The 26,186-nt window shown below is 43.3% G+C and carries 24 protein-coding genes; 5 read left to right on the top strand and 19 right to left on the bottom strand.

What is annotated here, in order from left to right; all coding sequences use genetic code 11:
• Positions 1 to 285 precede the first annotated feature (285 nt).
• Both AC1RM2_RS26210 and AC1RM2_RS26205 read left to right on the top strand, forming a co-directional pair.
• A complete protein-coding gene (locus AC1RM2_RS26210) occupies positions 286 to 6,357 on the top strand; it encodes a LamG-like jellyroll fold domain-containing protein (protein ID WP_492988062.1) in 6,072 nt (2,023 codons plus the stop codon).
• A gap of 74 nt (positions 6,358 to 6,431) precedes the next feature.
• Positions 6,432 to 6,593, top strand: a complete 162-nt coding sequence (locus tag AC1RM2_RS26205; RefSeq protein ID WP_492988061.1) for a hypothetical protein — start codon at positions 6,432 to 6,434, stop codon at positions 6,591 to 6,593.
• Between the two features lie 51 nt (positions 6,594 to 6,644).
• Here the strand turns inward: AC1RM2_RS26205 and AC1RM2_RS26200 are convergent, their stop codons facing one another.
• The 6 genes from AC1RM2_RS26200 to AC1RM2_RS26175 form a co-directional block, all read right to left on the bottom strand.
• On the bottom strand, positions 6,645 to 7,304 hold the full coding sequence (locus AC1RM2_RS26200; RefSeq protein ID WP_492988060.1) for a DUF4136 domain-containing protein: 660 nt from the start codon (positions 7,302 to 7,304) through the stop codon (positions 6,645 to 6,647).
• A 62-nt stretch (positions 7,305 to 7,366) separates the two neighbouring features.
• Positions 7,367 to 7,966 (bottom strand): Maf family protein, encoded by a 600-nt coding sequence (locus AC1RM2_RS26195; RefSeq protein WP_492988059.1) that lies wholly within the window; start codon positions 7,964 to 7,966, stop codon positions 7,367 to 7,369.
• 62 nt (positions 7,967 to 8,028) lie between these two features.
• The gene (locus AC1RM2_RS26190) at positions 8,029 to 8,550 is read right to left on the bottom strand and encodes a KdsC family phosphatase (protein ID WP_147052511.1); all 522 of its coding nucleotides are present in this window, start codon (positions 8,548 to 8,550) and stop codon (positions 8,029 to 8,031) included.
• A 130-nt stretch (positions 8,551 to 8,680) separates the two neighbouring features.
• A complete protein-coding gene (iscX, locus tag AC1RM2_RS26185) occupies positions 8,681 to 8,923 on the bottom strand; it encodes a Fe-S cluster assembly protein IscX (RefSeq protein ID WP_090648366.1) in 243 nt (80 codons plus the stop codon).
• 126 nt (positions 8,924 to 9,049) lie between these two features.
• Positions 9,050 to 9,382, bottom strand: a complete 333-nt coding sequence (locus AC1RM2_RS26180; protein ID WP_492988058.1) for a 2Fe-2S iron-sulfur cluster-binding protein — start codon at positions 9,380 to 9,382, stop codon at positions 9,050 to 9,052.
• A gap of 19 nt (positions 9,383 to 9,401) precedes the next feature.
• Positions 9,402 to 10,184, bottom strand: coding sequence for a Rossmann-like and DUF2520 domain-containing protein (locus AC1RM2_RS26175; protein ID WP_492988057.1), 783 nt, complete (start codon positions 10,182 to 10,184; stop codon positions 9,402 to 9,404).
• 82 nt (positions 10,185 to 10,266) lie between these two features.
• Between AC1RM2_RS26175 and AC1RM2_RS26170 the strand changes: the two genes are divergently transcribed.
• Complete coding sequence (locus AC1RM2_RS26170) at positions 10,267 to 11,193, top strand: alpha/beta fold hydrolase (protein WP_492988056.1); 927 nt, start codon at positions 10,267 to 10,269, stop codon at positions 11,191 to 11,193.
• Positions 11,194 to 11,414: 221 nt separating this feature from the next.
• On the opposite strand, the gene AC1RM2_RS26165 is transcribed toward AC1RM2_RS26170, so the two are convergent.
• The 4 genes from AC1RM2_RS26165 to AC1RM2_RS26150 all read right to left on the bottom strand — a co-directional run bounded on the left by AC1RM2_RS26165 (position 11,415) and on the right by AC1RM2_RS26150 (position 16,011).
• On the bottom strand, positions 11,415 to 12,134 hold the full coding sequence (locus tag AC1RM2_RS26165; protein ID WP_492988055.1) for a phytanoyl-CoA dioxygenase family protein: 720 nt from the start codon (positions 12,132 to 12,134) through the stop codon (positions 11,415 to 11,417).
• A gap of 12 nt (positions 12,135 to 12,146) precedes the next feature.
• A complete protein-coding gene (gene ccsA, locus AC1RM2_RS26160) occupies positions 12,147 to 14,609 on the bottom strand; it encodes a cytochrome c biogenesis protein CcsA (RefSeq protein ID WP_492988054.1) in 2,463 nt (820 codons plus the stop codon).
• A gap of 10 nt (positions 14,610 to 14,619) precedes the next feature.
• Positions 14,620 to 15,030, bottom strand: a complete 411-nt coding sequence (locus AC1RM2_RS26155) for a cytochrome c maturation protein CcmE domain-containing protein (RefSeq protein ID WP_090648327.1) — start codon at positions 15,028 to 15,030, stop codon at positions 14,620 to 14,622.
• A 219-nt stretch (positions 15,031 to 15,249) separates the two neighbouring features.
• Entirely contained in the window at positions 15,250 to 16,011 is a 762-nt protein-coding gene (locus AC1RM2_RS26150) for a response regulator transcription factor (RefSeq protein ID WP_492988053.1), read from the bottom strand.
• Positions 16,012 to 16,157: 146 nt separating this feature from the next.
• Here AC1RM2_RS26150 and AC1RM2_RS26145 point away from each other — a divergent pair, with 146 nt between their 5' ends.
• Positions 16,158 to 16,889: a DUF3667 domain-containing protein gene (locus AC1RM2_RS26145; protein WP_492988052.1), complete on the top strand. Its 732-nt coding sequence runs from the start codon at positions 16,158 to 16,160 to the stop codon at positions 16,887 to 16,889.
• Between the two features lie 230 nt (positions 16,890 to 17,119).
• Here AC1RM2_RS26145 and AC1RM2_RS26140 read toward each other — a convergent pair whose 3' ends face one another.
• The 5 genes from AC1RM2_RS26140 to ccsA (AC1RM2_RS26120) form a co-directional block, all read right to left on the bottom strand.
• The gene (locus tag AC1RM2_RS26140; RefSeq protein ID WP_492988051.1) at positions 17,120 to 17,632 is read right to left on the bottom strand and encodes a hypothetical protein; all 513 of its coding nucleotides are present in this window, start codon (positions 17,630 to 17,632) and stop codon (positions 17,120 to 17,122) included.
• A 6-nt stretch (positions 17,633 to 17,638) separates the two neighbouring features.
• On the bottom strand, positions 17,639 to 18,175 hold the full coding sequence (locus AC1RM2_RS26135; protein ID WP_492988050.1) for a hypothetical protein: 537 nt from the start codon (positions 18,173 to 18,175) through the stop codon (positions 17,639 to 17,641).
• A gap of 700 nt (positions 18,176 to 18,875) precedes the next feature.
• The gene (locus AC1RM2_RS26130) at positions 18,876 to 20,312 is read right to left on the bottom strand and encodes a Glu/Leu/Phe/Val family dehydrogenase (RefSeq protein WP_492988049.1); all 1,437 of its coding nucleotides are present in this window, start codon (positions 20,310 to 20,312) and stop codon (positions 18,876 to 18,878) included.
• Between the two features lie 152 nt (positions 20,313 to 20,464).
• The gene (locus tag AC1RM2_RS26125) at positions 20,465 to 20,674 is read right to left on the bottom strand and encodes a CcmD family protein (RefSeq protein WP_090644910.1); all 210 of its coding nucleotides are present in this window, start codon (positions 20,672 to 20,674) and stop codon (positions 20,465 to 20,467) included.
• Positions 20,674 to 21,372 (bottom strand): cytochrome c biogenesis protein CcsA, encoded by a 699-nt coding sequence (ccsA, locus tag AC1RM2_RS26120; RefSeq protein ID WP_492988275.1) that lies wholly within the window; start codon positions 21,370 to 21,372, stop codon positions 20,674 to 20,676. The genes AC1RM2_RS26125 and ccsA (AC1RM2_RS26120) overlap by 1 nt, the downstream gene beginning before the upstream one ends.
• Positions 21,373 to 21,694: 322 nt before the next feature.
• Between ccsA (AC1RM2_RS26120) and AC1RM2_RS26115 the strand changes: the two genes are divergently transcribed.
• On the top strand, positions 21,695 to 22,459 hold the full coding sequence (locus tag AC1RM2_RS26115; RefSeq protein WP_492988048.1) for an SDR family NAD(P)-dependent oxidoreductase: 765 nt from the start codon (positions 21,695 to 21,697) through the stop codon (positions 22,457 to 22,459).
• A 210-nt stretch (positions 22,460 to 22,669) separates the two neighbouring features.
• On the opposite strand, the gene AC1RM2_RS26110 is transcribed toward AC1RM2_RS26115, so the two are convergent.
• The 4 genes from AC1RM2_RS26110 to AC1RM2_RS26095 all read right to left on the bottom strand — a co-directional run bounded on the left by AC1RM2_RS26110 (position 22,670) and on the right by AC1RM2_RS26095 (position 26,159).
• On the bottom strand, positions 22,670 to 23,476 hold the full coding sequence (locus AC1RM2_RS26110; RefSeq protein WP_492988047.1) for a helix-turn-helix domain-containing protein: 807 nt from the start codon (positions 23,474 to 23,476) through the stop codon (positions 22,670 to 22,672).
• A 66-nt stretch (positions 23,477 to 23,542) separates the two neighbouring features.
• Entirely contained in the window at positions 23,543 to 24,427 is an 885-nt protein-coding gene (locus AC1RM2_RS26105) for an oxidoreductase (protein ID WP_492988046.1), read from the bottom strand.
• A 173-nt stretch (positions 24,428 to 24,600) separates the two neighbouring features.
• The gene (locus tag AC1RM2_RS26100; RefSeq protein ID WP_492988045.1) at positions 24,601 to 25,350 is read right to left on the bottom strand and encodes an HAD-IIB family hydrolase; all 750 of its coding nucleotides are present in this window, start codon (positions 25,348 to 25,350) and stop codon (positions 24,601 to 24,603) included.
• Between the two features lie 128 nt (positions 25,351 to 25,478).
• Positions 25,479 to 26,159: a phosphonatase-like hydrolase gene (locus tag AC1RM2_RS26095; protein ID WP_492988044.1), complete on the bottom strand. Its 681-nt coding sequence runs from the start codon at positions 26,157 to 26,159 to the stop codon at positions 25,479 to 25,481.
• Positions 26,160 to 26,186: the final 27 nt, after the last annotated feature.

Genomic DNA, 26,186 nt, shown 5'->3' with positions numbered 1-26,186 from the left:
GGGCAGCAAACAATCAATCATCATTTTGTTTTGACAAAGGAAGTTAAATTTCCTTTAAAGACTATCGGCAGGGATAATCATGTTTCATACTGGCCTTCAGCAGCTATCACCCAATCGCCCCCCAACGGGTACCAAGAAAACAACGGAAATAAATATTATTCTACTTTCTCGATATTTTCTTCAGGATTACAAAACAAAGCGGCCTTCATTATCGTAAAAAAACACAGATTTCTTTAAAGGAAAACCTTCGCAGAGATGTTCTAAGTTAATTTTATCCCTAATAAATTGAAACGTTTATACATCTTTTTAATAGTCCTGACGTTTTTGCCGGCAATACAACTCCTGGCCCAAACCGCGCCAAGCATCACTTATTCACCGTCAACAAATGTTTATTCAGTTGGCACCGCAATTACAACCCTTTCCCCCACAAATTCCGGTGGGGCAGTATCTCCTGCCAATTACGGAGCTGTTTCTACGTTCGTAGGTATGAATACCCCTTACAGCGTTTTCATTGATGGTTCAAACAATGTTTTTACTACAGATTACAACAATGGTTATGTATATAAATATAACTCGGCAGGTACAAATACGCTTTTTATTAATACACCGTACTTTAACGCATCAGAGGTAGCGGTAGATGGATCAGGTAATATATACGTTTCATGTTTTTTAAACAATGTTGTTCTAAAATACAGCTCAACAGGAACATTGTTGAATACAATAAGTGGCTTTAGCGGTCCTTATGGAATTGCATTTGATGCATCAAACAATGCATACGTGGCCAACAGCGGTTCGGGTAACATTACTAAAATAGCTGCAGGCACAGCCACAACAAGTACTTTTTTATCTGGCTTTACATCATTGTATGGAATAATTATCGACGCATCCGGCAACACATACGTTTCGCAGCAATCTCAAAACAATATAATTAAAGTCGCCAACGGCTCAACCACCAAAACAACATTTGCAACCGGGCTTAACAGCCCCAAGCATTTAAGCGAAGATGCCTACGGCAATATCTATGTAGCAGATTACGGCAACAACGCCATCAAACGCATTAGCAGTACCGGTACCGTTACCAGTATAATATCAACAGGGTTAAGCAGCCCCCGGCAGGCTGCATTCGACTCCAATGGTAACCTGTTTGAGGCTAATTATGGTACCAACACCATAAAAGAATCGTTGGCTACCACCTATTCTATCAGCGCTACATTGCCGGCAGGTTTAAGTTTCAGCACAACAACAGGACAAATTACCGGCACCCCTACAGCCACATCAGCTTCAACCAACTATACTATTACTGCCTACAATACAGGTGGTACTGGCAGTACAGTGATAAATATAACCGTAAACTCCGGACCGCCCTCAGTTACCAATGGTTCGGCTTGCGGCGCTGGTGCGGTCACTTTAACTGCATCAGGCGGGTTCCCATCAGGCGGAACTTATAACTGGTATGCGGCATCTTCTGGCGGCACAGCCTTACAGAGCACCACATCTGCCACCTACACGCCCACTATAGCAACCACAAAAACATTTTATGTTTCATATACTTCCGGCGGTATAGAAACCTCGCGCACAGCAGTCACAGCAACTATTTATCCCGAAGTTTCGTCGCCTTACAGCGGGGCTATGCTGTCATATCCGTTTGAAGCCAACGCCAATGATGTATCCGGCAACAGCAATAACGGGACTTTGCAGGCAAGCCCAACCCTCACAACAGACAGGTATGGCGTTGCCAATACGGCTTATAACTTTAATGGCAGTACGCAATATATTTCAACCGCAAAATCATACGTAAACCCATCTACATTCACTATCAGTTTATGGTTTAACACAACCGTTGCCGGTGGAAGGCTATTTGGCTTTGGTGCTAATGCAACAGGCTTAAACCTCCAATATGACCGCCATATTTACATGAGTAGTACAGGTCAGCTATACTTTGGCCTATGGGTAGGCAGTTATGCCACTATAAATACAACTACAAGTTATAGCGATGGAAACTGGCACCATGTTATTGTTACTGTTGGTTCAGGAGGATCATTTTTATATGTAGATGGCACCCTGCAAGATTCTGATGCTGCCATGACCACACCCGAAAACACAACCGGGTATTGGCGCATAGGCTATGATAACATGGGTATTTGGCCATCTTCATCGGCTAACCCGTATTTTACCGGCAAGCTTGACGATATAGCCGTTTACGATCATGTATTAACTGCCGCAGAAATCACAGCATCTAATGACATTAACCAAATAGGCGCCTATGCGCCAGTTTGCGCAGGTAGCCCGCTTACCATTTATGCCCCTACCATCACCGGGGCAACTTACACCTGGACAGATCCTTCCGGCGCTACAAAAACAGGCCAAAACCCAACATTTACCAGCGCCATAGCCGGCACCTATTCGCTCACCGTAACCGGCGGGCCTGGCGGGTGCAGTTCGACAGCCACATATACACCAACCCTGCTTACCGGGGCGTCATCGGCATTTACAGCTACTTCGCCGGTTTTTGGATCGGGAACATCTACAGTTACCTATACTGGTACTGATCCGGCAACGTCAACCTTTACCTGGGATTTTGGCGGCGGCACACCTGCAACCGGAACCGGAAGCGGGCCTTTTTCTGTTACCTGGAGTACTACCGGTACCAAAACTATTACGCTAACGGTTACCAATACCACCGGCTGCAGCACAACATCAACCCAAACTGTTGTTTACAGCGCCGCCCTGGCCGGGTACGGTTTCAGCAAGCCACTTGTGTTAAACACATCATCAATAACCGGTGGTATATCATCAACCCTTACAAACTTCCCTGCACTGGTTTATATACAGGATGATGCACTTAAAACAGGCAACGTCTGCGGCGATAAGGTACAATATCCTACAGGAAACGGCGGCGGTCTTGCGGCAGGCACAAACTACGATTTTGCTTTTACCCTTGCAGGCAGCACTACCGAATTGAATTACCAGGTTGATACCTATGATCAGGTTAACGGTATCTTATTGGCCTGGGTACAAATAAGTTCATTAACTTCAACCAATACCAGCCTTACTTTTTATTTCGGATCGGCAACCCCTACGCATACTGCGGCTTTTGCCACATCAACATGGTCAAGCGATTACCTGGCAGTTTATCATTTTAGCGAAGGATCTGCCACGGCAACCGTTTTGGATGCCACCAGCAACAACCGGAAACTCACCCAATCAAATACAACGGTAAGCAACGATGAGATACATGTGGCGGCTGGCATGCCGGTTGTTGGCGGTGGTTATAGTTTCAATGGTACCAGCAGTAAAATCATTCAAACTTCTGGTACAAACCCCGACATAACAGGCAAATTCACACTATCAGCCTGGGTATATTATAACGGTTCATCGTCAAGCGATAACAAGATCATATCCGACGAGTTAAATTATGGACATGGCTATAAAATAAGCGTTAAATCGGGCAAAATAGAAACAGAAACAAGAACAACCGCCAATCCGGTGCCAGGTAACCTTTTACAAACGGGCACGGTAGCGTCGGCAACCTGGACATATATACAAGGGGAATTTGACGGAACCAAATTTATAAATTTTGTAAATGGAACCGCTGCGGCTACTACGGTAACCGGATACGCCCCTGAAGCAGGCAATGTAATTTCCTTGGGTGTTGATTACCTTAGTTCATCCAGTTCGACCAATTTTTATAATGGCTTTATGGATGAAGTGCGCATTTCGAATGTTGCAAAATCGGCCGATTGGATAAGGGCAGAATACTACAATCAATCAAATCCTAAAACTTTTACAAATTACAGTGGCTCGGTTTACGCTTATCCAACTAATGCTTCGGCGTTAACAGGCGCCCTGGTATACACATGGACAGGCACCGCCAATACCAATCCAACCGTTGCAGATAACTGGGATATAGGCCAGGCACCTGTATTCAATAGCAAAACATCTTTTGTAGTTCCGGTTGTTGGTACAGGCAATTATCCGGCTTTAACTGCCGACGTAGGTATTTATGGCCTTACTATTGCTGATGGCGCATCGCTTAATTTAAATGGTCACATACTAAGTGTAGGATGTAATATTTACAATAATACAACCACAGGCGGCACCGGTATACTTAATGCGAACAGTATGGCATCAGCCATTAACTGGAACGGATCATTGGCGGCACAATCATATACCGGCACCAATAATACCAACACCGCCGTACTGGGAAACATGACGGTAAATAACACTGCATCCGGCACAATTACAATCAAAAGCGGGCCGGTAGATGTATACAATTTGCTTACAATGACACAGGGCAACCTGGCTATTGATAATGCCAGCAATGGGTTATTGACGCTGAAAAGCTCAGCCTCGCAATCGGCAGCTGTCGGTGTGCTTCCGGTTGCCTGCAAAATTACCGGCCAGGTTGCGGTAGAGCGCTTTTTAACGGGCGGTAACTCCTTATCAAACAGGGGCTACCGGGTATTATCATCACCAGTTAACCAAACAAGCGCCACCATTGCATCAACAAATACTTTTAACATGAATTATATGGGTAGCCATACTTACAATGGCGTTACCTATGCAGGCGCAATGACTGCCGGATTGAATGGTGCTACCAATGGCTTCACCATTTCAAACGCCAACCCAACCATCTATTTGTACAAAGAACCTATTAAAATTGATAATAAAACGTTTACATCGGGCAAGCATATTGGCGTTACCAATATTTACACATCCGGAGGTAACGGCGTGATTGACCTTACCGATGGTACAACTACAAAAGCTGTCCCTATCGGCAATGGCTTTATCATGTATTTTGTAGGCCCAAGCAGCCGTACAAGCGGTTCTACCGCCATAACACCGGCAGATGCAACCATGAGCGCGACGGGTTATCTGAATCAGCAAGGGTTTACCGTAAATTTATGGTATACCCCTGCCGGTGGCGCAAACAAACTATCAAATTCGGCAGCGGCGTTACCGGGCTATAACCTGGTAGGTAATCCATATGCCTCAACCATCGACCTGAGTAAAGTATTAACTGATAATAACTCGGCCAGCGGAATTGATAATATTTACATACTATCGGCAAAAAACAGCCCTAATCAAACCTATACGGTGTATACCGCGGCCGGTACGTCGGCGCCTACAGGAACAGGTGGCCAGGGTTATGCCTTAAGCGGTGAAGGCTTTATAGTGCATGTTAAAAGCACAGCGGGAAATAACGGAGTACTAACTTTCAGCGAATCGGAAAAGGCGCCTACAGTACAGCTTACAGGAACCGCCCTGATCATGACCGAACGTCAGCAACAGGTATCGGCAAATGGCGCCATAAACTCTAATTTAAGTTTTAATGCCCTGCCACCAACCAGCGGTGCTGTACGGGATAGCCTTACCGGATTGTACATGAAAATGGAAAAGGACAGCCTTATCTATGATTATTGCGGCATTTATTTTGGCCAAAACTGGGGCGCAAACTTCCATGATGGCGACGCGCGGGACCTTGACGGGGCCGGACCACAGGTTTACATGTCCAGTTTATCGGCAGATGGGATCCGATCAGCAGTGAAACACTTCCCCGACTACCGGAAAGGGCTAAAAATTAAGCTGTATGCCGATGGAAAAACCAATGGTATGTATACTTTAAGAATGGAGGGCATCCGCAATATTGATACCAATAACTATAAGATAACATTGCTTGATCACTTTAAAAAGGACTCTACGGATATTGGCCGCTACAAGGCATACGCATTTAACGTGTTAAAAAGTGATACCAATACCTTTGGTGCCAACCGTTTCGAGCTTTCCATTCAGCAGCTACCGGGAGTCAGGTACCACTTGGCAACATTTACCGCTCAAAAGGCTACAGATGGCGTACTGGTAACCTGGAGAACATACAACGAAGGCGCAAACTACTCCTTCACGCTGGAAAAGCAACAAAGCAACGGAACCGACTTTTCGCCGGTTTATCAAATCCAAAGTGATGGCGGTACTATTTATAAATACACCGATAAAATGCCAAACACAGGCAATAATGTGTACCGTTTAAAACAGGTTGACCTGTTTGGTAATATCACGTATTCGGCACCGGTTAGTATTTATTACGATAATAGTGGTAATGCAAGCCTGTTTAGTTTGTACCCCAACCCTACTGTCGAAAAGATTAATGTGAATGTTACCTACGGAAAAACAAACACTACGGCATCAACGTATAAGCTAACCATATATGATGTTACAGGTATGATGGTATTGCAAAAAACGGCCGATAGCAGCACATTTAGCGAGAATGTTTCGCAATTTAAACCAGGCGTTTACATAGTTGAGCTGAAAGATAACGGCGGCAGTTCCTTAGGAAAAGCTAAGTTCATGAAAAAATAATATAATTAAAGCAGATGAAGATTTGTGCGTACAGGCTGAATATCAAAACGATAACCACCCTCCTTTTATTAACAATGCCCCTTATTAGCAATGCCCAGGGCGAATTGCCATGCAATGATGCCGACCCATTTAACTCGGCCTGCCCGTTGGATACCTGGGTAGTTGCATTAGTTATTGCGGCCGGGATTTTTACTGTTATACATTTACGCCGTAAACAAAAATCCCTTCCGGCTTAAGGCCCAAAGGGATTTTTAAATTTATTGCTTGCAGGTGAAATAAATTTTGTGTCAGGCTTTTTTAGTATCTAAAACAACCGGTGCGTGGCCGGTGTAATTAAGGTTAAGTTGCTGTAAAATACCGCTAACCACCTTTGGTAATTCTTTTAAAGTAGTTTTGGGGTTGTGCAATTCGCCAACGCCAAAGCCGCGCCACACCAGTTGCCTTGTATTACGGTCAATAATATCAATAATCAGCGTACCCTCTTTGTATGGCACACGGGCTACAACGCCGCCGCCACCGTAGTAAGGATATCCCCAACCGTAGCCAAAGCCGCCGTATCCGTAAAACGGACGGTATCCCCAGCCAAAACCACCCCAGCCCCAGCCAGAGTAAAGCGTACCATAATAAGCAGGGTAAAATTCATTTTTTACGCCCCTACCTGTTACGGTTGAATAGCTTACCAGCAAATCCGGATCGGTTTCCTGTAGTTTTAGCCCTTTGGCTGTTAATGCCTCGATGGTAGTTTCTTTAACCTTCTCGTCGGCAATTTCCTTTTTCACTACGCCACCTGCCTTATTTGGCTGCGCATCGGGCGGCAACCAGGCAAAAGTACGGTAGGCAGTAAGATTGGTTTTGTTTTTTGCTGCGGTGAAATAGTTGTAACTGCTGCAAGCAGACAGGGCAGATACCAGCAACAGTACCAGTCCTGTGTTAATAATTGTTTTCATGACAAAATGCTCCCTTATATTTATTGTTAGACAATGGAGAAACGAAAGGTTTAATTTAAATATTATTTATTTAAACCAACTAACTGAGCGTACAATTTCTCGGTAGGTAAACCAACTACATTGGTGTAAGAGCCGCTTATCTTTTCGATACCGATAAGCCCAATCCGCTCCTGTATGCCGTATGAGCCGGCTTTATCAAGCGGGTTATATTGGGCAACATAACTGCTTATTTCGTCCAAAGTAAGCTTGCGGAAAAACACTTCAGATACATCAAAAAACACATTGTATTGGTGCTTATACAGCAGGCAAACCCCGGTAACCACCTGGTGAACTTTGCCCGATAGCATTTGCAGCATCTCCACAGCATGCGCGGGAGTTTCGGGCTTACCTAATATTAACCCGTCAACACAAACAATGGTATCGGCAGTAAGTACCACCTCGTCCCCTACGGTTTCGTCAAAAGCTTCGGCTTTTTTACGGGCTATATAAACGGCAACCTCCTGCGGTGTTAAGCCCTCGGGGTAACTTTCATCTACATCCTTCAGCACTACCTCAAATTCCATATCCATCAAACGCAAAAGCTCCTGCCTGCGCGGCGATTTTGATGCAAGAATGATTTTAGGAATGGGGTTGTTGTTCATGGTTAATGGTTCATTGTTCATGGTAGAAGATTAACGGGTTGAAGCAGCCATGAACCATGAACTATGATCCATGAACTAAAAACCTACCAGCTATACGCCTCTTCGCTCATCCACCTGTCCTGTACTTTAAGTACTTTCTCAATAATATCGCGAGCACAGCCTTTACCACCGCCGTAAGGCGAAACGTAGGCACTTACGGCTTTTATTTCTTCAACCGCATCGGCAGGGCAAACGGGCAGGCCCGCAAGCTTCATTACTTCTAAATCGGGGATATCGTCGCCCATGTATAATACATTGGTAGCTATAATAGCTTTCTCTTCCAGGTAAATTTTAAAGCGCTGCGATTTGGTATGCGTACCCATATAAACATCATTGATACCCAGGCTATTTAACCGGTAAATGGCGCTTTTTGAACGGCTACCCGATATAGCGCAAACATTATACCCGCATTTTACAGCAAGCTGCAAAGCATAACCATCTTTAATATTAAAGGCACGGCTTTGCTCGCCGCTATCCGTCACAAAAACAGAGCCATCGGTAAGCACACCATCCACATCAAAAATAAACGTGGTTATATCTTTTAATTTATTCAGGAACGACTCCATATTGTTTTTATGATTTCACCGATTGTATTGGTGATTGCACTGATTTTTTGGGGATTACACCGATTTTTCAGGGTGATTGCGCTGATTAGGGTTGATATAGCAAACTGTTCACCACTCTCTACTCACCAACTTATTGGTTATCCCGCCATTCATATACCCAGGCCGATTGAATTTGTTCCAGGTGGCCTTCGTTTGATTCTTCCCGTTTACCGGCAAAATTAGGCAGGCTTAATACCCACTCCAGCAACTCGGTAAAACGGATGCGGTATATTTTCGATTCGCCAAAATCATCGCCAAACTTTTCGTAAAGCTCCATGGCAATATCTTCGTAATCGTTCCAGTGAATGGGTAAGGCAAATTTATTATCGCTCATTTTTTATATGTTGTACGTAATATTTTGTACGTTTTACGTTTTTTAATCTCGTGTTAATTATCAGCGTGCGCAATTCACGTAAAACGTAAAACGTCATACGTAAAACCTCACCAACCTGCATGGCGCTTAGTGCCCCATAAATGACGACTGATCAGGAATGGTAACTTCTATATCACCATCAATGATCACACACTGGCAGCCCAGGCGCGATGTTATACGCGGGTTTACAGCCCTGTCTATAAAATCTTCTTCCTTGTCTGATATTTCCTGGATGTTATCCATCCCTTTGTTCACGTAAACATGGCAGGTGCTGCATCCGCAAACGCCGCCACAATTGTGCTGTAGCTCAATGCCGTTCTCCAGGCATACGTCCAAAACAGATTCTCCCTCGGCTATTGGCAGCTCAACGGTGTCGTGCCCCTTTTCCTCGAAATTTATCTTTACTTTAAAAATATTCATTTAGGCAAAAGTAACAAAATTACTTATCCTCATGCCCACCATTGTTGTTTTTGATAATACCCTGACTTAATAACGTGTAAATTGCCTGCAAATGCGGTTGCCCTTCAAGCATTTGCAGGTGGGCGGCCATAGTAGTTTGGTCGTTACGTACTGCGGGCCCGGTTTGTACATTGGCCGGGAGTTGCTGTTGTACCTTTTGGGCCGTCTCTAAAATCAAGGGCCGCAGTAAATTAAAGTCAATTTCATGGCCTGCAAGCAGTTGCTGGGCCACACCGTATAGATAATTGGGGAAATTACAGGCAAATACAGCTGCAACGTGCAATATTTTGCGCCCGGCCGAGTTAATGCTATAAATGCTATTACTAACAGTGGCCGCAAGTTCCTTAATATCAGCATATATACTATCATTTGCGGCTTCAATACACAAAGGGACAGTTAAAAAATCAACTTCGCGGGTTTTGCTAAAGGTTTGCAGGGGATAAAGCACACCAGCCTTATTAGTGTAGTTTAATAAAACATCAAGGCTGGTTGAGCCCGATGTATGTACTATTAATTTTTGATGCGGGGCCAATGCTTCGGCAATTTGGGCAATAGCATCGTCCTTTACCGAAATAATAAAAATATCGGTTTCGGAAGTAATTTCAGTAAGCTGGTTTGTGGCGTCAGCGCCAACATGGTAAGCCAACAGGGCCGCGTTGTGCATATTAGGACTATAAATCTGTACAATACGGTGCCCTGCATTTTTAAATGCCGCTGCCATGTGGGTTGCAACATTGCCCGATCCGATAAATGTTAAGCGCATATAAATTTTACATTTAATGTAAAAATCGGTTAACTACCGATTAAATATTTGTGTATTTTAGTAATCATCATCCTAATACCTCATGAAAATACTCAAAGCAAGCATAATAATTGTAATATTCCTGGTCGGTGCGGCTACTTTAATACTATATGGTTTTTATAAATATAATAATAAAGAGAAAAAGATACTTACCAATACCGAACGTAAAAACATTGCCGGCAGCTTTATCAAATTAAGTCAGGGCGTTACTCATTACGAATTAAAAGGCCCCGAAAACGGCGAAGTTATTGTGCTTGTACACGGCTTTAGCGTACCATATTATATATGGGATGGAACTTATGAATATCTTATTAGCAAAGGCTATAAAGTATTACGATATGATACCTACGGCAGGGGCTATTCTGACAGGCCCGACGTTACTTATAATAAAGAACTTTACACCAATCAACTGCTGGAACTGATAAGCCAGCTAAAGTTACAGGCCGGCAAAGTAGATCTTGCAGGCGTTTCATTCGGCGGCAAAATTGTAACCGATTTTACCTGCCAGCATCCTGATATAGTGAACAAAGTTATACTTATTGACCCGGTATACGAACAGCAGAGGCCAAAAGCACCTAAATATTTAGCCATGTACAACGAAGCCGTAAACTCCGACGAGCGGGCCGCAGGGCAGGTTACCGATTTTAAGTACCCTAAACAACATCCCGGATGGGAAAAACTATACCTGCCGCAAATGCAGTACAAAGGTTTCAGGAACGCCCTGATATCAACCCTTTACGATTATGAAAAACAAGGCCGCCAAAGTTACGTTTGCCTTAATGGCGCCAATAAGCCGGTATTGCTCATATGGGGCAAAGATGATAAAACCGTACCATTCATTTACAGCGACACCATCCGCAGCATTTTGAAAGTGAACTTTTTCCCGGTAACAGATGCGGCGCATTTGCCTTTTTTAGAAAAACCCGATTTGGTAAACCCCAAAATTGTTTCGTTTTTAAAACAGGGGTAATCTTGCGTCTTTAACATTTTGGGCGTTGCCTGCGGCCCGGCTGTGCGCTTATACGCCTATAGGCCTTACCCACAGGCTTGTATCCGCTGCCATCCCTAACACTTTATGGGATTTTTTGATCTTGGTTGGTGATGGAATTGCATCGTCGTAATGTCCCCGTTAGGTTAGCGTAACCTGAAACCATGCGGATCACGGGCTGAAAGTCCGCGATAGCTTATTGGCTATCCATCAAAATCTATCTTCTCTCCCCAGCACAATCCACCATCCAATTCTTCCCTGCTAAATTCAATATGTATCACCCTCCTCTTTTTACTATTGGTTGTACGGTTTGATGCATGGAGCAGCAGGGGGCGCATAATCATTACGCCGCCGGCGTTTATATTACAAGTGGTTTCAGTTTCCAGGTCCCAATTGATGGTTTCGGGGCGATACACGCCTTTTTGATGCGATCCGGGTACAGCCTTCAGCGCGCCGTTGTCGCCGTTGGTGTCGTCGAGATGAATGCGGATGGTGAAGTTATTTTGCAGGATGTTTAAAGGCGGCTGTACGCCAAACTGATTTTGTTTTACCGTCCAGGGGCCGTAGCCGGGAGCATCGGTCCTCTTATCAACCACAATGGTTAAATCCTGGTGCCAGGCTACAAACCAGTTGCTTAATTCGGGCTTATCAAAGTAGATGGATTTGGTAACAAAATATCCTTCGCCGAATAACGCCCTGATAAGTTCCCTTAGCTTTTCGTTAAAAATTAAAGGAACCACCAGCGGCAGTTCCTTTAAAAATTGCCTGATGGCAAACAGATCGTCGGTTTTACGGAAGGCAGGGTTTGACTGATCGGCCGCTTCAATCGCAGTTATAATGCTGTTAACCTCTGCCTGGGTGTAAATATCATTTACAATGGCAAAACCATCGTTTAAAATATTATCCTGTTGTGTTGTTACCACAGCCGGCCTGGTTTAAACCGTTTTTAATTCACTTTTACGGCGCAGTATCGACATAAAGAAACCAATCACCATAATGATAGTTCCTGCCCAAAAGAAATTGATAAAAGGAAACTGGATCGCTTTCATTACCACGAATTTCTTTTTGCTTTCGGGCTGCTGATAAACCACAATCTCTACCGTTTTATGCTCAGGTATCACCTTGCTGAAACGCAGTTTTAAACCGGCATCATCAACCTTGCGGGCAAAATCATATACGTTGCCGTTTCTAATCATGTAAACCGGGGTAGCGCTGTATTTATTACCGTTAGATACAATTTCCAGCTGTGCACCAATAGCTACGTCGCTATCGGTAAGCGGGATATTTTCTACTTTAGCTTCCTTATTTAATCCCGTTAATACAATATATCCATCGCGATACCTGATAGTGTCGCCGGTTTTTACTTCGTGGCTCACCGGTGCATCGTAATTTTTATCGTCGTTATCGGCTTCGTGGGCAGTCTCGGCGCTTTCGGTACCTGCTTCGGTAGGTGTTATAGCGTTAGTTAGGGTAATGTGTGTGTAGATATCGCTAAACAGGTAATGGCGCGTATCCGGCGAGGCCGACATGGTGCCCTTGCTTACCTGTACCTTAGGTTTCAATGTAAACTCCTCGGTAATTTTACCGCTGGCATCTATCTTTTTGTAGTTGATTTTAAACCAGTGATTTGGAGATGATATCGAGTCGCCGATGTAGGTAACCGTATAATCGCCCAGTTTTGTTGGCTGATTGCGGTATACAGTAACGTTTTCGCGTGGGTTTTCTTCTTTGGCAAATTCGGCGTTATATGCTTCGCCGGTGTTGTTTATAGATATTACTTTGCTGGTACCTGCCGAAATAAGCGCCCCAATCATCAACAAACCAAAACCAATATGCGCCACTGCCGAACCGGCCAGTTTAAACTTGCCTTTGAAAGCATCGGCCAAAACTTTACCGTTAACCAATACCGAATAAACCGAACCCCACATAGCCAGCACAAACACAAAATTGAGCTTGTACACACCCGATGTATAGGCAATAAGCGCCGTAAGCGCGGCGGCGATAAGCAGGTATGAAGCAGTTATTACAAAAAATTTGGTGACATCTGTTTTTTTGTATTTTAAAAACTGGCTGAAACCGGTTACTAAAACGATAACAAACACAAACGACGACTGGATAACGTTGTAATGCTTAATAATATCAGATGGCGGCGCCATTTTGGTATGGAAAATAGCATTCCAAACCGGTACCGAAGTAACCACCAGCAAATGGAAGCACGACAGGCCCATAAATACGGCCCCAACAAACATCCAAAATTCGCGGCTGTAAGTATCTTCGTCTTTTTTGGTGATAGGCAGCTCTTTCCAGCGGGATACCAATAACCATACAGATATCGCCAGGAATATAAAAATACTAATCACCAATTGCCAAAACATGCCCAGATCGGTAAAGGAGTGTACCGATGTATCGCCCAAAATACCGCTCCTGTTCAGGAACGATGAGTACCAGGTGAGCACATTGCTTAACAGCACCAAAAATGTTGCTGTAAAATACGAATGGCCGGTGTTTTTAAATACGATTAATACGTGCAGACCTGCTACAAGTACAATCCATGGGAAGATAGAGGCATTCTCTACCGGGTCCCAGGCCCAGAAGCCGCCAAAGTTAAGCGACTCATACGCCCAGAAAGATCCCATAACCACACCGGTGCCCAATATCATACAGGCAAACAGGGCGTAAGGAATTGCTGGGGCTACCCACTCTTTATATTTTTTTTGCCAAAGCCCGGCCACCGCATAAGCAAATGGCACTACCATTGATGCAAAGCCCAGGAACAAGGTTGGCGGGTGAATAATCATCCAGTAATTTTGCAGCGATGGCACCATGCCCTGCCCGTCTTTAATAAACTCCAGGTAATTGGGGTTGGAGAAGATGGGCGCTTCCATTGATTGTCTTAACAGCAAAAACGGCGAACTGCCTATCCGCTGACCAAAAACTTCGACACCTAAAACCATAGCTGCCAATACCACCTGCGACATGGCGACAACCGTCATCACCGGGCGTTCCCATGATTTGGAGCGGAAGATAAGGAAGGTACCTAAAACAGCCTGCCAGAATAACCAAAGCAAAAAGCCGCCCTCTTGTCCGTTCCAAAAGGCCGAAAGGATATAGTAAATAGGCAACGAGCGCGAGGTATAAGCCCAGGCATAATGATATTCGAAATAATGCTTATAAATGAGTGTAAACAGGCATACGCCTATACCGATGATAGAAGCTAAGTTTACCAGGAAGCCCGCGCGGCCCAGTTTTTGCCAAAGGCTGTTTTGCTTGCCGGCATCGTCGGTAGTGGCAAAATAATAACTGATAAACGATAAAAGCGCGGCACCGAACGAAAGGACGATAAAGAACTGGCCTATCTGGCCCGGTAAAAGGTGTTCACCTTTAAATTGAATATCCATTAAAACGGTTTTATATGCTGGCCGACGTGGCCTTAACTTCTTTGGTTTCTAACTTATCCTGCGTGTATTTGGATGGGCATTTCATCAGGATACTTGATGCGTGGAACTCGCTGCCAACCATTTTACCGGTAAGCACTAATTGCTCGCTGCGCTCAAAATCCTCAGGCTTGGGGCCTTTCAATATTACCTTGCACTCCTCGCCGTTATTGTCCTTCGCGTAAAAAGAAAAGTAGTTGGCATCCTTAGTGGCATCAAAATATAACTCTTTTGCTTTATTAAGGTGGCCAACAATATGCAGCTCGCTGTTGGTTTTTTCAGCATCGCCAAAAGAACCATATGTGCTTGTGTTAGCGTATACACTTATGATAACCGCTATAGCTATAGCTATAACAACAAGACCAAAAATTGAACTTTTTTTCATCTGCGGTTTATAAAATAAAAATCGTTTTGCAAAAATACAAAACCTACAGCTAATAATGTTTATTAAGGGTTGTTTGTGTTATTTAGAATTATTCTTAAGAAGAATCAAGAGTCTTCCCCGATGACGGTGTTCTCACAGGCATCTTCCCGATAAGCCATCGATTTGTCGCACTCGGAGGTACTGCATAAATAACTGCGATCTGCGAATACGCCGATACGATTAAATAATCTTGCTGTTTACAGCATAAGAAAGCGCCTCTATTACATTAGTTACATTCAAACGCTCAAAAATTCGCCTCCCGTGGTACTTAACTGTATCAGGAGCAACAAATATTTTTTCTGCAATTTGATTAATCGTTAACCCTTGTGCATACAGCTGTAGTATTTCTATTTCCCTTTCGGTGAGTTTTGGTTTATCTGATTTGCGCCAAACATTATTTTTCAGATCCAGTTTCCACATTTCATCAGTGCCTTGTTTGTATATAAAAACATTGCCGGCATTTTTATGATGCGAAATAGAAACAATACACATTGCTTTCCACATCTTTTTCTCGCTTGTTAAAAACAATGGTGTAAGTTTATGATTAATAAGAATATGCTTACCATCTTTATTTACCAAATGGAAATCATAACTTATGCTATACTTTTTTTTCTCATCACCTGGCAATTTATTAAAAAAATCAAATCCTGCTTCATTTATCAGGTTCAACATTTCCAAATCACTTTCAGGAACATTTTTAAAATAAAAATCATAGCCTAAATTAAGCACTTCCCCGGGTGAATATCCACACAGAAATAATGGATTTTCTGAAACGTACTCAAAAGACATATTTTCATAGTTAATTATGTACACGCTTTCGTACGTTAATCTTGCAAAGGATTTTACGGCTTCAAGGTAATCGTTTTGTTCAAAGCGGTCCTCTTCCGGTATTGTACCTAAGTTATTCTTGGTAAGCAGGCTCGAATTATTGTAATTTTTCATTTGCGCGACACTGGGAGTAAATTTACACTATAGTGTAGTTTTTAAAAATGTTTTTGTACTCACTTTTGGAGAAAACAATTTTTGTTTGATTTTCAAAAAAACGGTAATAGTAAATAACCCTCGTATCCTAATAATCTATAACCTTTATGCTTACCAATCTCATTAATTGCAGAAACTGCAATAATACAGTCGACAACAATTTTTGTGGCAATTGTGGCCAGGCTGTACAAATTAAAAGAGTTGACAAACATTATTTTTTTCACGAAATATGGCATGTTTTACATTTTGAAAAGGGCATCTTTTATACCATAAAAGAATTGCTGATCAGACCCGGGCAAAATGTACGGAAATTTATCACAGAGGACAGAAGCAGGCTTGTAAAACCGCTAATATTTGTCATAGTAACCTCATTAATATATACAGTAATAAATAGTTCATTTCACGTTGAAGAAGGATATGTTAATTTTCATGATACAGAACAGTCTGCGACAAAACTAATTTTCAATTGGGTTCAAAATCATTATGGCTATGCAAATATTATAATGGGGGTATTTATTGCCTTTTGGATCAAGGTTTTTTACAGAAAGTATGATTATAATTTTTTTGAAATATTAATTCTGCTATGCTTCGTGATGGGAATGGGAATGCTGATATTTTCTGTTTTTGCACTTTTTGAAGGATTAACAAAACTAAGCCTGATGGAAGTTTCCGGGATGATAGGTTTATCATATTGCACCTGGGCAATTGGACAATTTTTCAATCAAAACAAAGTGATGAATTACCTTAAAGCACTTGCTTCATATATATTAGGAATGCTTACATTTTTTATTTCGGCGAAGCTTTTAGGCGTTTTTATTGACATTTTTATAAAACACTAAATACAAACCAGGGAGTAAATTAAACACTGATATCCGAACAACAGAGCTGGCCAGGGGGCGAACCATTCCTGCGCAGGTTGTACGCGGACATCGGATCCTAAAAATATTCCAGATGACAATGTCCTCGCAGCATCTTCCCTATAAGCCATCTATTTGCCGCCCATGAAGGTACCACATAAAGAATTGCGATCTGGGAGGATACAGATCGCCGGGGAGCAACAAAATATCGATTACTCTTTCACCAACTTTTTATCTCTTATCACATAGTACCCAAACAATCCCTTGTTTACCGTGAGCACTCCGTATGACATGCTATCTACCTCGGCGTCAGTTGAGGCTGATATACTGCGCTCAAAGTCTCGGAATTTTATTGTAGCATAGGGGCTATTACGCCGGTATTGGTGATGCTTTTCTATAATTATCTCCTTCAGCATCACATCTTTTTTATCGGCAAAGAAGCTATTGACCGAGAGCACTATCGTGGTAAAGATGCCCATCAGCGGTATAACCGGAGCGAAGTAATAGCGGTAGTCCTTATTAAAGATAAAGGATACCAGCAGGCCGAATATCAGCCCGCCGCCAAGCGGTAGCTGATAACCGATAAATGTATCGCGGTACAGGCTAAAGCTTTTAAAAAAAGCGTAAACTCCAATTCCGTAAAGTAACAGTAACCACCGGCCTTTTATCCGGGCAACGTGTTCTCGCTTCTTTCGTTCGGATATCCTTTGTTCACGTTTATTCACAGTACGTTATTGCTTCATTTCGCTCTGAAGTTGCTTATACAGCGCTTCCAAATCTATTTTGAAATTATTAAGACTTAAAGTTTTGGCGGCATTTAATAAAAGATCGCTATTGGTTTCCAAGGTTTCGCCCTGGGTAACCGGATTATTTAAGTTCAACACATGAGCGAAGCAAAGGGTACTTAAGTTTAGCTGTTGTAAAACCGACTTATTGTCGGGAGGCATATTATAGGTCCAAAACAAAAACAGTTTATTATTTATGGTTATCCATTTTTCAGTAACGCCGGAAATTTTCATCTTAACCTCCTTTTTTACATAATCAAGTTCGTAATCAGCATAGCCAAGCAATTCCGCCTTTTGTCTTGCCAATGTTGTGTCGGTTGTACTTAAAGCACTGTTGGGTATCAAAATAAACTGTAAGGGTTTATTATCGACATTAATAAGATTAGGATTATCTGTTGGTGCAATCTTTTTTGATACCACATCAAAAGTAATGGAATGCTTGTCGCTGGTATAAACCACTTTGGCGCCTGATTTTGTTTCCATTAAAGCAGGGGTAAATTGTTCGGTGGTTTGTGCAAATAGCTTACCGCTGCACAACAGGAGCAAAAGGATTAAGGTTCGGGTTTGCATTGATGTTGATTTGGGGGACAAGATATAAAAATGCGGGAAATGTTTACAAATTATGTTGATGTCAGTTAGGCAAGAGCGAACAGCCCGCATTAGCGATAGTAGCGGATACCGGCCCGAGCCTAATGCCCGGTGCGCGTATAAGCGGATAGCGCGGGCCGCAGGCAATGCCATAATAAACTTTATTGTATGTATTGCTCTTTTGTAAAAGTATCGGAATAACTTATTGAGCAAAAAGAGGCAGGTTTTAGACTTGTGTTCTTGCAATCGTTTCATATCGCACCATAGGTGCTACCTGTTTGTAGCAAAAAGCCCTACCCCACTTTTTGCCTCGCAGAGGCTACCCATTGCGCTTGCACGGTGTTAACCATACCCGGTTCGGGGTAGCACCTACCGCGCAAATATTTGTGGCGTTTACTCTCTACAAACGGGTAGCCCCTAAACTGGGGCAGGGTTAATGAAAACAAAAAGAGGCAAGTTGTTAAACCTGCCTCTTTCTTAATATAGCATCGCACCTGCACTGTTCGCGATTGCTTAGTTCCTCGCAATAACATGGTTATTAGCACGTTGCACCAATGACCAATGACAGCGCAGCGAATGACCAATGACCAAATATTTACGGCCAGATACCTAAATTTTGGTAGCTCACTGCTATTTTATTAATTGCACCAACCATGGCAGCGCTACGCAGGGTATCAATTGCCGGGTTGTTTTTGTAAATCTCCCTGATCTCGTGGTACGAACGGATCATGGTATCTTCTAAACCGGAGTTTACCAATTCCAATTCAGACGCACCTTTGATGATGGTTGACCTTTGCATCGGGGTTAGTGATGTACCGGTAATGCCCTCTACCATATTTACCAGGTTAAGGTTGGAGTTTTCTTCGAACCGGCGGTTCATGCGGCCAAAGGCTACGTGGCTCAGGTTTTTTAACCATTCAAAGTATGATACCGTTACACCGCCGGCATTGGCATACATATCCGGGATAATGATACCGCCATTGGCGTAAAATATAGCTTCGGCCTCGGGCGATGTTGGGCCGTTTGCGCCTTCGGCAATAATTTTTGCCTGTATGTTGCGGATGTTGGCTTCGGTTATCTGGTTTTCTAAAGCCGCCGGTACCAGGATATCGCATGACTGCTCCAGGCCTTCCATGGTATTCTTAAATTCTTGTGCTGCGCCTGCGTAACCTAAAATAGATCCGCTTGCTTTACGGTGCTGGAAAACAGCTTCAACATCCAACCCGTTTTCGTTGTAGATAGCGCCTTCAAATTCGCAAAGGCCTACAATGATGGCACCAAACTCGGCCAGGAACTTGGCAGAATAGTAACCAACGTTACCTAAACCCTGTACAATGATCCTTTTGCCTGATAAACCAGGCAGCAAGCCAATTTTTTGCATATCATCGCCAAAACTCACACACTCGCGGATAGCAATAGCCACACCGCGGCCTGTTGCCTCCCTCCTGCCTGCAATACCGTGTAAGGCAATTGGCTTGCCGGTAACAGCGCCCATGGCATCCAGCTGACCGGGGTTCATGGTGGCATAGGTATCGGCAATCCAGCTCATTTCGCGTTCGCCGCTGCCGTAATCCGGTGCGGGTACATCAATGCTTGGGCCAATAAAATTTTTCTTAATCAGCTCTACAGTATAGCGACGGGTAATGTTTTCCAGTTCGCTTACGGTGTATTTTTTAGGATCTATTTTAATGCCGCCTTTTGCGCCGCCAAAGGGCACGTTTACGATAGCACATTTGTAGGTCATTAAAGCAGCCAGGGCCATTACCTCATCCTCGTTCACCATTTCGCTGTAGCGGATACCGCCTTTGGTTGGCGATTGGTGGTGCGAGTGCTCAACGCGCCAAGCATCAATTACTTCGAAACCATTGCCCCTGCGGATGGGGAAACGGAAACGGTAAACGCTGTTACACGACTTAATCTGATCGAGCAAACCAGCGTCGTGTTTGGTAAACTGTGCTGCGTAATCAAAGTTTTTACATACGTCGCCAAAAAAGTGGGTTTCCTGGTCGGCAACTAAAATATTGGTATCCATAATTATTGTATAAATATTAAACTCTTAAAAAAGTGTGCAAATTTGGTACAATTTTTATCAATATTGCAAATATATTATAGTTAGTGTTTCAGGTACACACTATGCATGCATAGTAAAATCAGCGTTTAAACGGAATAGGGCTATCTTTTTTATTATTGGTTTTTTTCTATTTTTCTCAGCCTGCGGTCGATAGAAAACAGATAAATGGCCAGTCCTAAAAAAACGATCACGATAGTACACACTACAACGTATATTTTCCCCGAACTGCGCAACACGTCGGCCATTTCAACCGGACCATTTTGTTGTGCAAAAGCAGTAGCAAAGCTCAGCAACAACATTAACATTAATGTTAACTTTTTCATTAATTTATTTGGTTCTTTTTATATTCAATTAAACGGATGCGGTAACGTACCGATGCTATCCAAACGCCCATAGCGCTCCAGGCAATAAAGGCCGGGTACAATACCATGCGCATGCGGTTATCCATATCCAGCTTGCCAAAAGCAGGGTTACCGCCATTTCCAGGGTGCAATGAATCTGTCATTCGGGGCAGCACCATAATGAGCACAATCATGATGGGGAACGCGAAAATGTTATAAATGGCCGAAATTTTTGCCCGCTTTTGCTCCTCATCAATAGAGTTACGTAATACCGAGTAAGCACAGTACAACAGGAACGCAATGGCTGCGCTGTTTTGCTTAGGATCGTTACTCCAGAAAGCGCCCCAGGTGTACCTGGCCCATAGCATGCCGGTTATAAGCCCTATAACAAAAAAGAAAAGCCCCGTGTTAGCGCTTTCGACGGCTATCAGGTCATACTCTTCTTTACCTGTTTGCAGGTATTTGATGCTGTAGTAAACCGATATGGTAAACACGGTAAACATGGCCATCCACATAGGTACGTGGAAATAAGTATTACGGATAGTTTCGTGCAGGATGGGCATGGTTGGCACGCCAAGTAATAAGCCCGCAATAAGTGTGTAAACAATCACAATTACGGTTACTACCTTCCACCAGGTTTGATAAATAAACTTCATATTATTCGGATGGGCAAAGGTAATTAATTAGTTTATTAGTTCATCGGTTCATTTGTTCATTGGTTCATTGGTTCATTGGTGGCATAGTTGGTTACCGGAATAGCTGGAGATAAATAGCCCCAAATAAAACACATCACCACTCTTATCAAACAAGCTAATTAACCGCCAATCACCAATAAACTAATGAACCAGTGAACCAATGAACGAAAAAGGCAACACCAATGAACTAATAAACCAGTGAACCAATGAACGACGCAGATTTGATTTTGGTAAACTTCGGATTGAATTGCGCAAACCGGCAACAATTTGGCGCGTTACCTTTGTGCTGTTAAATTAAAACACACAAATGGAACCAATAAATAAAATAGCCCTTATTACCGGCGGCAGCCGTGGCTTGGGTAAAAACATGGCTTTTGCTCTGGCCAAAAAAGGCATCAACGTAATAATTACCTATCATAGCAAACAAGATGAAGCAGAGGCCGTAGTAGCCGGGGCCGAAAACCTGGGCGTTAAAGCCGCCGCCCTGCAATTAGATGCCGGCAATGTTAAAAGCTTCGATAGCTTTTTTAATCAATTAAAAACGGTTTTGAAGGAAAAGTTTGATACCGCCAGCTTCGATTTCCTGGTTAACAATGCAGGAATCGGCATTCACGCCCAATTTGCCGATACCAATGAGGAAGACTTTGATTTGCTGGTTAACGTACACTTAAAAGGTGTTTTCTTTTTAACCCAAAAAGCGTTGCCATTAATTAACGATGGTGGCCGTATCATTAACCTATCAAGCGGGTTGGCGCGTTTCAGTAACCCTGGTTATGCAGCTTACGCGGCCATGAAGGGCGCTATTGAGGTATTAACGCGTTACCAGGCCAAAGAACTGGGTGCCCGCGGCATAGCAGTAAATACCGTGGCCCCCGGCGCTATTGAAACTGATTTTGGCGGCGGCGTGGTGCGCGATAATGAGCAGGTAAACAAAATGATTGCCGGTGTAACAGCCCTTGGCCGTGTTGGCGTGCCCGATGATATTGGCGGCGTGGTAGCGTTTTTATGCACAGAAGATGCGCGTTGGATAAATGCCCAACGCATCGAGGTATCGGGTGGCATGAACGTTTAATACGGTTTCGCCATCACAAAAAAAACTCCCGGTTGGCAGCCGGGAGTTTCTAAACAAAAATTCAAACCAATAAATAACTAACCTTTTACATCTTTTTGTACGTGAACCAAAACGTAATGGTTACGTTAAAAAATAGTTTTTTTATATATTTAAACAACTCAATACAAATTGATTACCACCCGCCTTTGATTTAGCCGCCGAACGCTTATTTTAAACTTTAGAAGGCGCTACGCCAAAGGCTTTTTTAAACGCGAAAGAGAAGTGCGAGAGATCTTCAAAACCCAGTTCAAGGTAAACCTCAGATGGGGCCTGTTTTTTTTGCTTAATCAGGTAGTGGGCCTGTTGCAGCCTGCGCTGTTGTAACCATTTGCCGGGGGTAGTATGAAAGGTTTTTTCAAAATCTCGTTTAAACGTGGCCAAACTACGCCCTGTTAGGTAGGCAAAGCGCTTTAACTCCACATTAAACTGGTAATTTTTGTTCATAAAGCCTTCCAGGTCTATTTTACCGGGCTCGCTAAAATCAAACAGCACATCTTTAAGTTCGGGATTACCCTGCAATAATATCAATATGGCTTCGCGTAGTTTTAACCGTTGTAACTCGTTGCTAATGGTATGTCCGCTCTGCTGGTAAGGTAACAGCGACTCCATAAAGCTTTTATATAAAGCATTGGTTTTTAAAGCGATAAAAGGCCCATCGGTATCATGATTTTCTGATTTCAGGCCGTACTCCATACTAAAGTTACGCAAGGTTTGCTGGTCGAGATAGATGGATAAAGCCCTGTACTCGCCGTTGGGCGGCGGCGATTTTATAAATTTGATAAGGTGATTGCGTTTGCTTAATCTAAAATCCCCTTCTTTAACATGATAAGTATGCTCTCCGTCGGTTATCTGGATTGAGCCGGCTATCTGGTAGCTAAAAACATGCTCGGGCACAAACTGCTCACCCTCCCTGCTTCTTGTAATGTAGCAGGAGTGCTTTATTTGCTGTAAAATGGGTTCCTTATCCTGTTTAAGCATATCATTCAAATTTACAATAATAGCCGCGCATGTAAAATAAACCGGCGTGGCTATTATTCCTGATGATTATTTTTTGAGCGTGAGGTATGCTTTGCCCTGCGCCGATTCAAAAAAGTTCTCCGATTCATCGTGATCGGTTGAAATACTTAAGGGGGCCCATTTTTCAAGCTCGGCCATTTTTGCGGTGTCGGATGCTTTTACAATAGCCAAACCTTCGCTGCCCAATATTAAATGTAGTGGCGGCTGCGGATGGTCAACAATTTCAAGCATTACTTTTGCTGCCTTATCGGGGTCGCCAACCGGTTTAAAATTGCCGCTTTTGAAAAAGCTGGCCCTTTTCTCAACTGTAGCCTCGTATCCTTCAATTGATTTTGCGTAAGTCATCGAGTCGCCGGCCCAATCTGTGCGGAAACCACCCGGTTCAATCACAATTACTTTGATACCCAATGGGGCCACTTCCTGTGCAAGGCCTTCGCTAAAGCCGCTCAAGCCAAACTTTGCTGCCTGGTAAATGCTTACACCACCGCTGCCTACCCTACCGCCAATGGAGCTGATTTGCAAAATATGCCCCGACCGTTGTTTACGCATATGAGGCAAGGCCGCGCGGGTAATTGCTATGGGTGCCCAAAGGTTAGTATCCAACTGACTGTGTACTTGCTCATCCGTATAAGCTTCGGCAGCACCGGTAATACCGAAGCCGGCATTGTTCACCAATACATCTATGCGGCCAAAATGCTGTATAGTACTTTCAATAGCCGCGTTTATTTGTTGCTGGCTTGTTACATCCAGTTGAATGGGCAGCACCTGGCCTGGGTATTTATCTATAAAATCCTGTAACTGTTCGGGGTTACGGGCTGTAGCGGCTACTTTATCGCCTTTGGCTAATACTGCTGCTGCGAGGCTGCGTCCCAATCCGCGGGAGCTGCCTGTTATAAACCATATTTTTTCCATGTCTCTTTTTATTTGTTTGTTAATACAAATATCGGGAGAACCCATGGGCTACGTTTTGTTGTAAAGCTCAAACTACTTTGTTGAAAGGTGCAGTCGTCCGGCGTATCGAGCGGGCAAAAAATTGTCGGTTGATCAATTACTGCTGCTTTACCTGTTGAATGAAGTTTGTAACCCTATTTTTTCAAACAGGCCACTACACCCTCAATCACTCTTTTTGTTTCCTGCGGATCGCGCACCTGGATACAATCGGCGCCTGTGGTACGGGCGGGGTAATCGTTACCACCATCAAACAGGGCATCACCCATAAACAGCATTTGGCTAATAGGTATCTTGAGTATATCGCGCAGCTTGTGCATTCCGTAGGCTTTATCTATTCCGGGCTTGGTAATATCAATGGAGGTGGCGCCACCCAGGTTCACGGCAAAATCCGGGATCAGTTTATCCAGTATTATCTTAATTTTTTTGCGCTTCTTAAAATCGGGGTCCCAGGCTTTTTTAGGTTCGAGCGGGGCTTTTTGGCCCAGGGCCGAGAAAGTGATCTGGCTATCGCGGTCTTCTACCTGATCGCCCCAAATCTTTTCGGCCTTAAAACCAGATTTTCCAACAGCTTGATTTAGCGAACTGATGATCTTTTTCTTTTCGGCGGCAGTAAAATCCTCTGAATATATCTTTTTCCATCCAACGGACTTGTATTGATAAAACTTGGTACCACAGGTAGGCAGGATGGAAAGTTTTGCCAGCTTTGTACCTTTAGGCAGGTGGGCAATTACCTGTTTTTCAAACTGGGGCCAGTCGCCGCCAGATATAATGGCAACTTTGGCTACATCCAGCAGTGCCGAAAACAATTTGGCCATTTCGGCATCTATCGCTGCCTTACTTTCGGCAAGAGTTCCATCCAGGTCAAAAACTATTAGTTTTTTCATGATGGCTAAGCAACAGGCAGAATGTTGTTTAGTTTGTGACGATTTTAGGTGTTGTTTAACTCTTATACCAGCATAAAGAGATCGCCATTGCGTTATACTTCAATGGCGATTTCTTTTTTTGGTGATGACTACTCAACTGCATCCACTAATGGCAACAATTCCAATAAATTATCAATAATACCCTCAGGGTCGGCAGATTGCAGTTGCTCTAAAGTATGCGCGCCCGTAGTAATACCTACATTCAATAAGCAGCCAGCATTACGGCCTTCTTCAATATCAATGATCGAATCGCCGACTTTCGCTACTTCTGCGCCATCAGTTATGCCAAAATGCTTCATGGCAAACAGGATCATATCCGGGTTGGGGCGATTTTTATCTACATCGGTAGCTGTAACCAGCAGATCAAACTCTACACCTTCTTCCCAGCCTAATTTATTAACCAATGATTCTGCAGTTTCACGGTTGTAACCTGTATTTAAAACCACAATAATGTCCCTTTCTGCCAAAGCGCCAAATAAATCTGTAGCATTGGGTTGCGGCAATACTTCAAGCGTGGCATAGGCATCGGCCAGTTGTACAATAAAGTTGGCGTAGATGCTATCGGCAAGGGTATCATCGTTAATGCCGGCATAAGCCCGTAATATGCTTTTTATTGCCTGCAATTTTTCTTTACCTGCACCCTGGGCCAACACCTCATCAAGGCTAAAGTTATAACCGGCCTCATTTATAGCTGTCCGAAGCGTTTTGTATACCACGTTATTCTCATCAACAGTAGTACCGGCCATATCAAAAACAACCATTTTTATCATATCATTCTATTTTTTATCTGTTAGTAA

This window comes from Mucilaginibacter sp. GW822-FHT03E02 (assembly GCF_058801545.1).
This window is presented reverse-complemented; position numbering and strand designations above follow the sequence as displayed.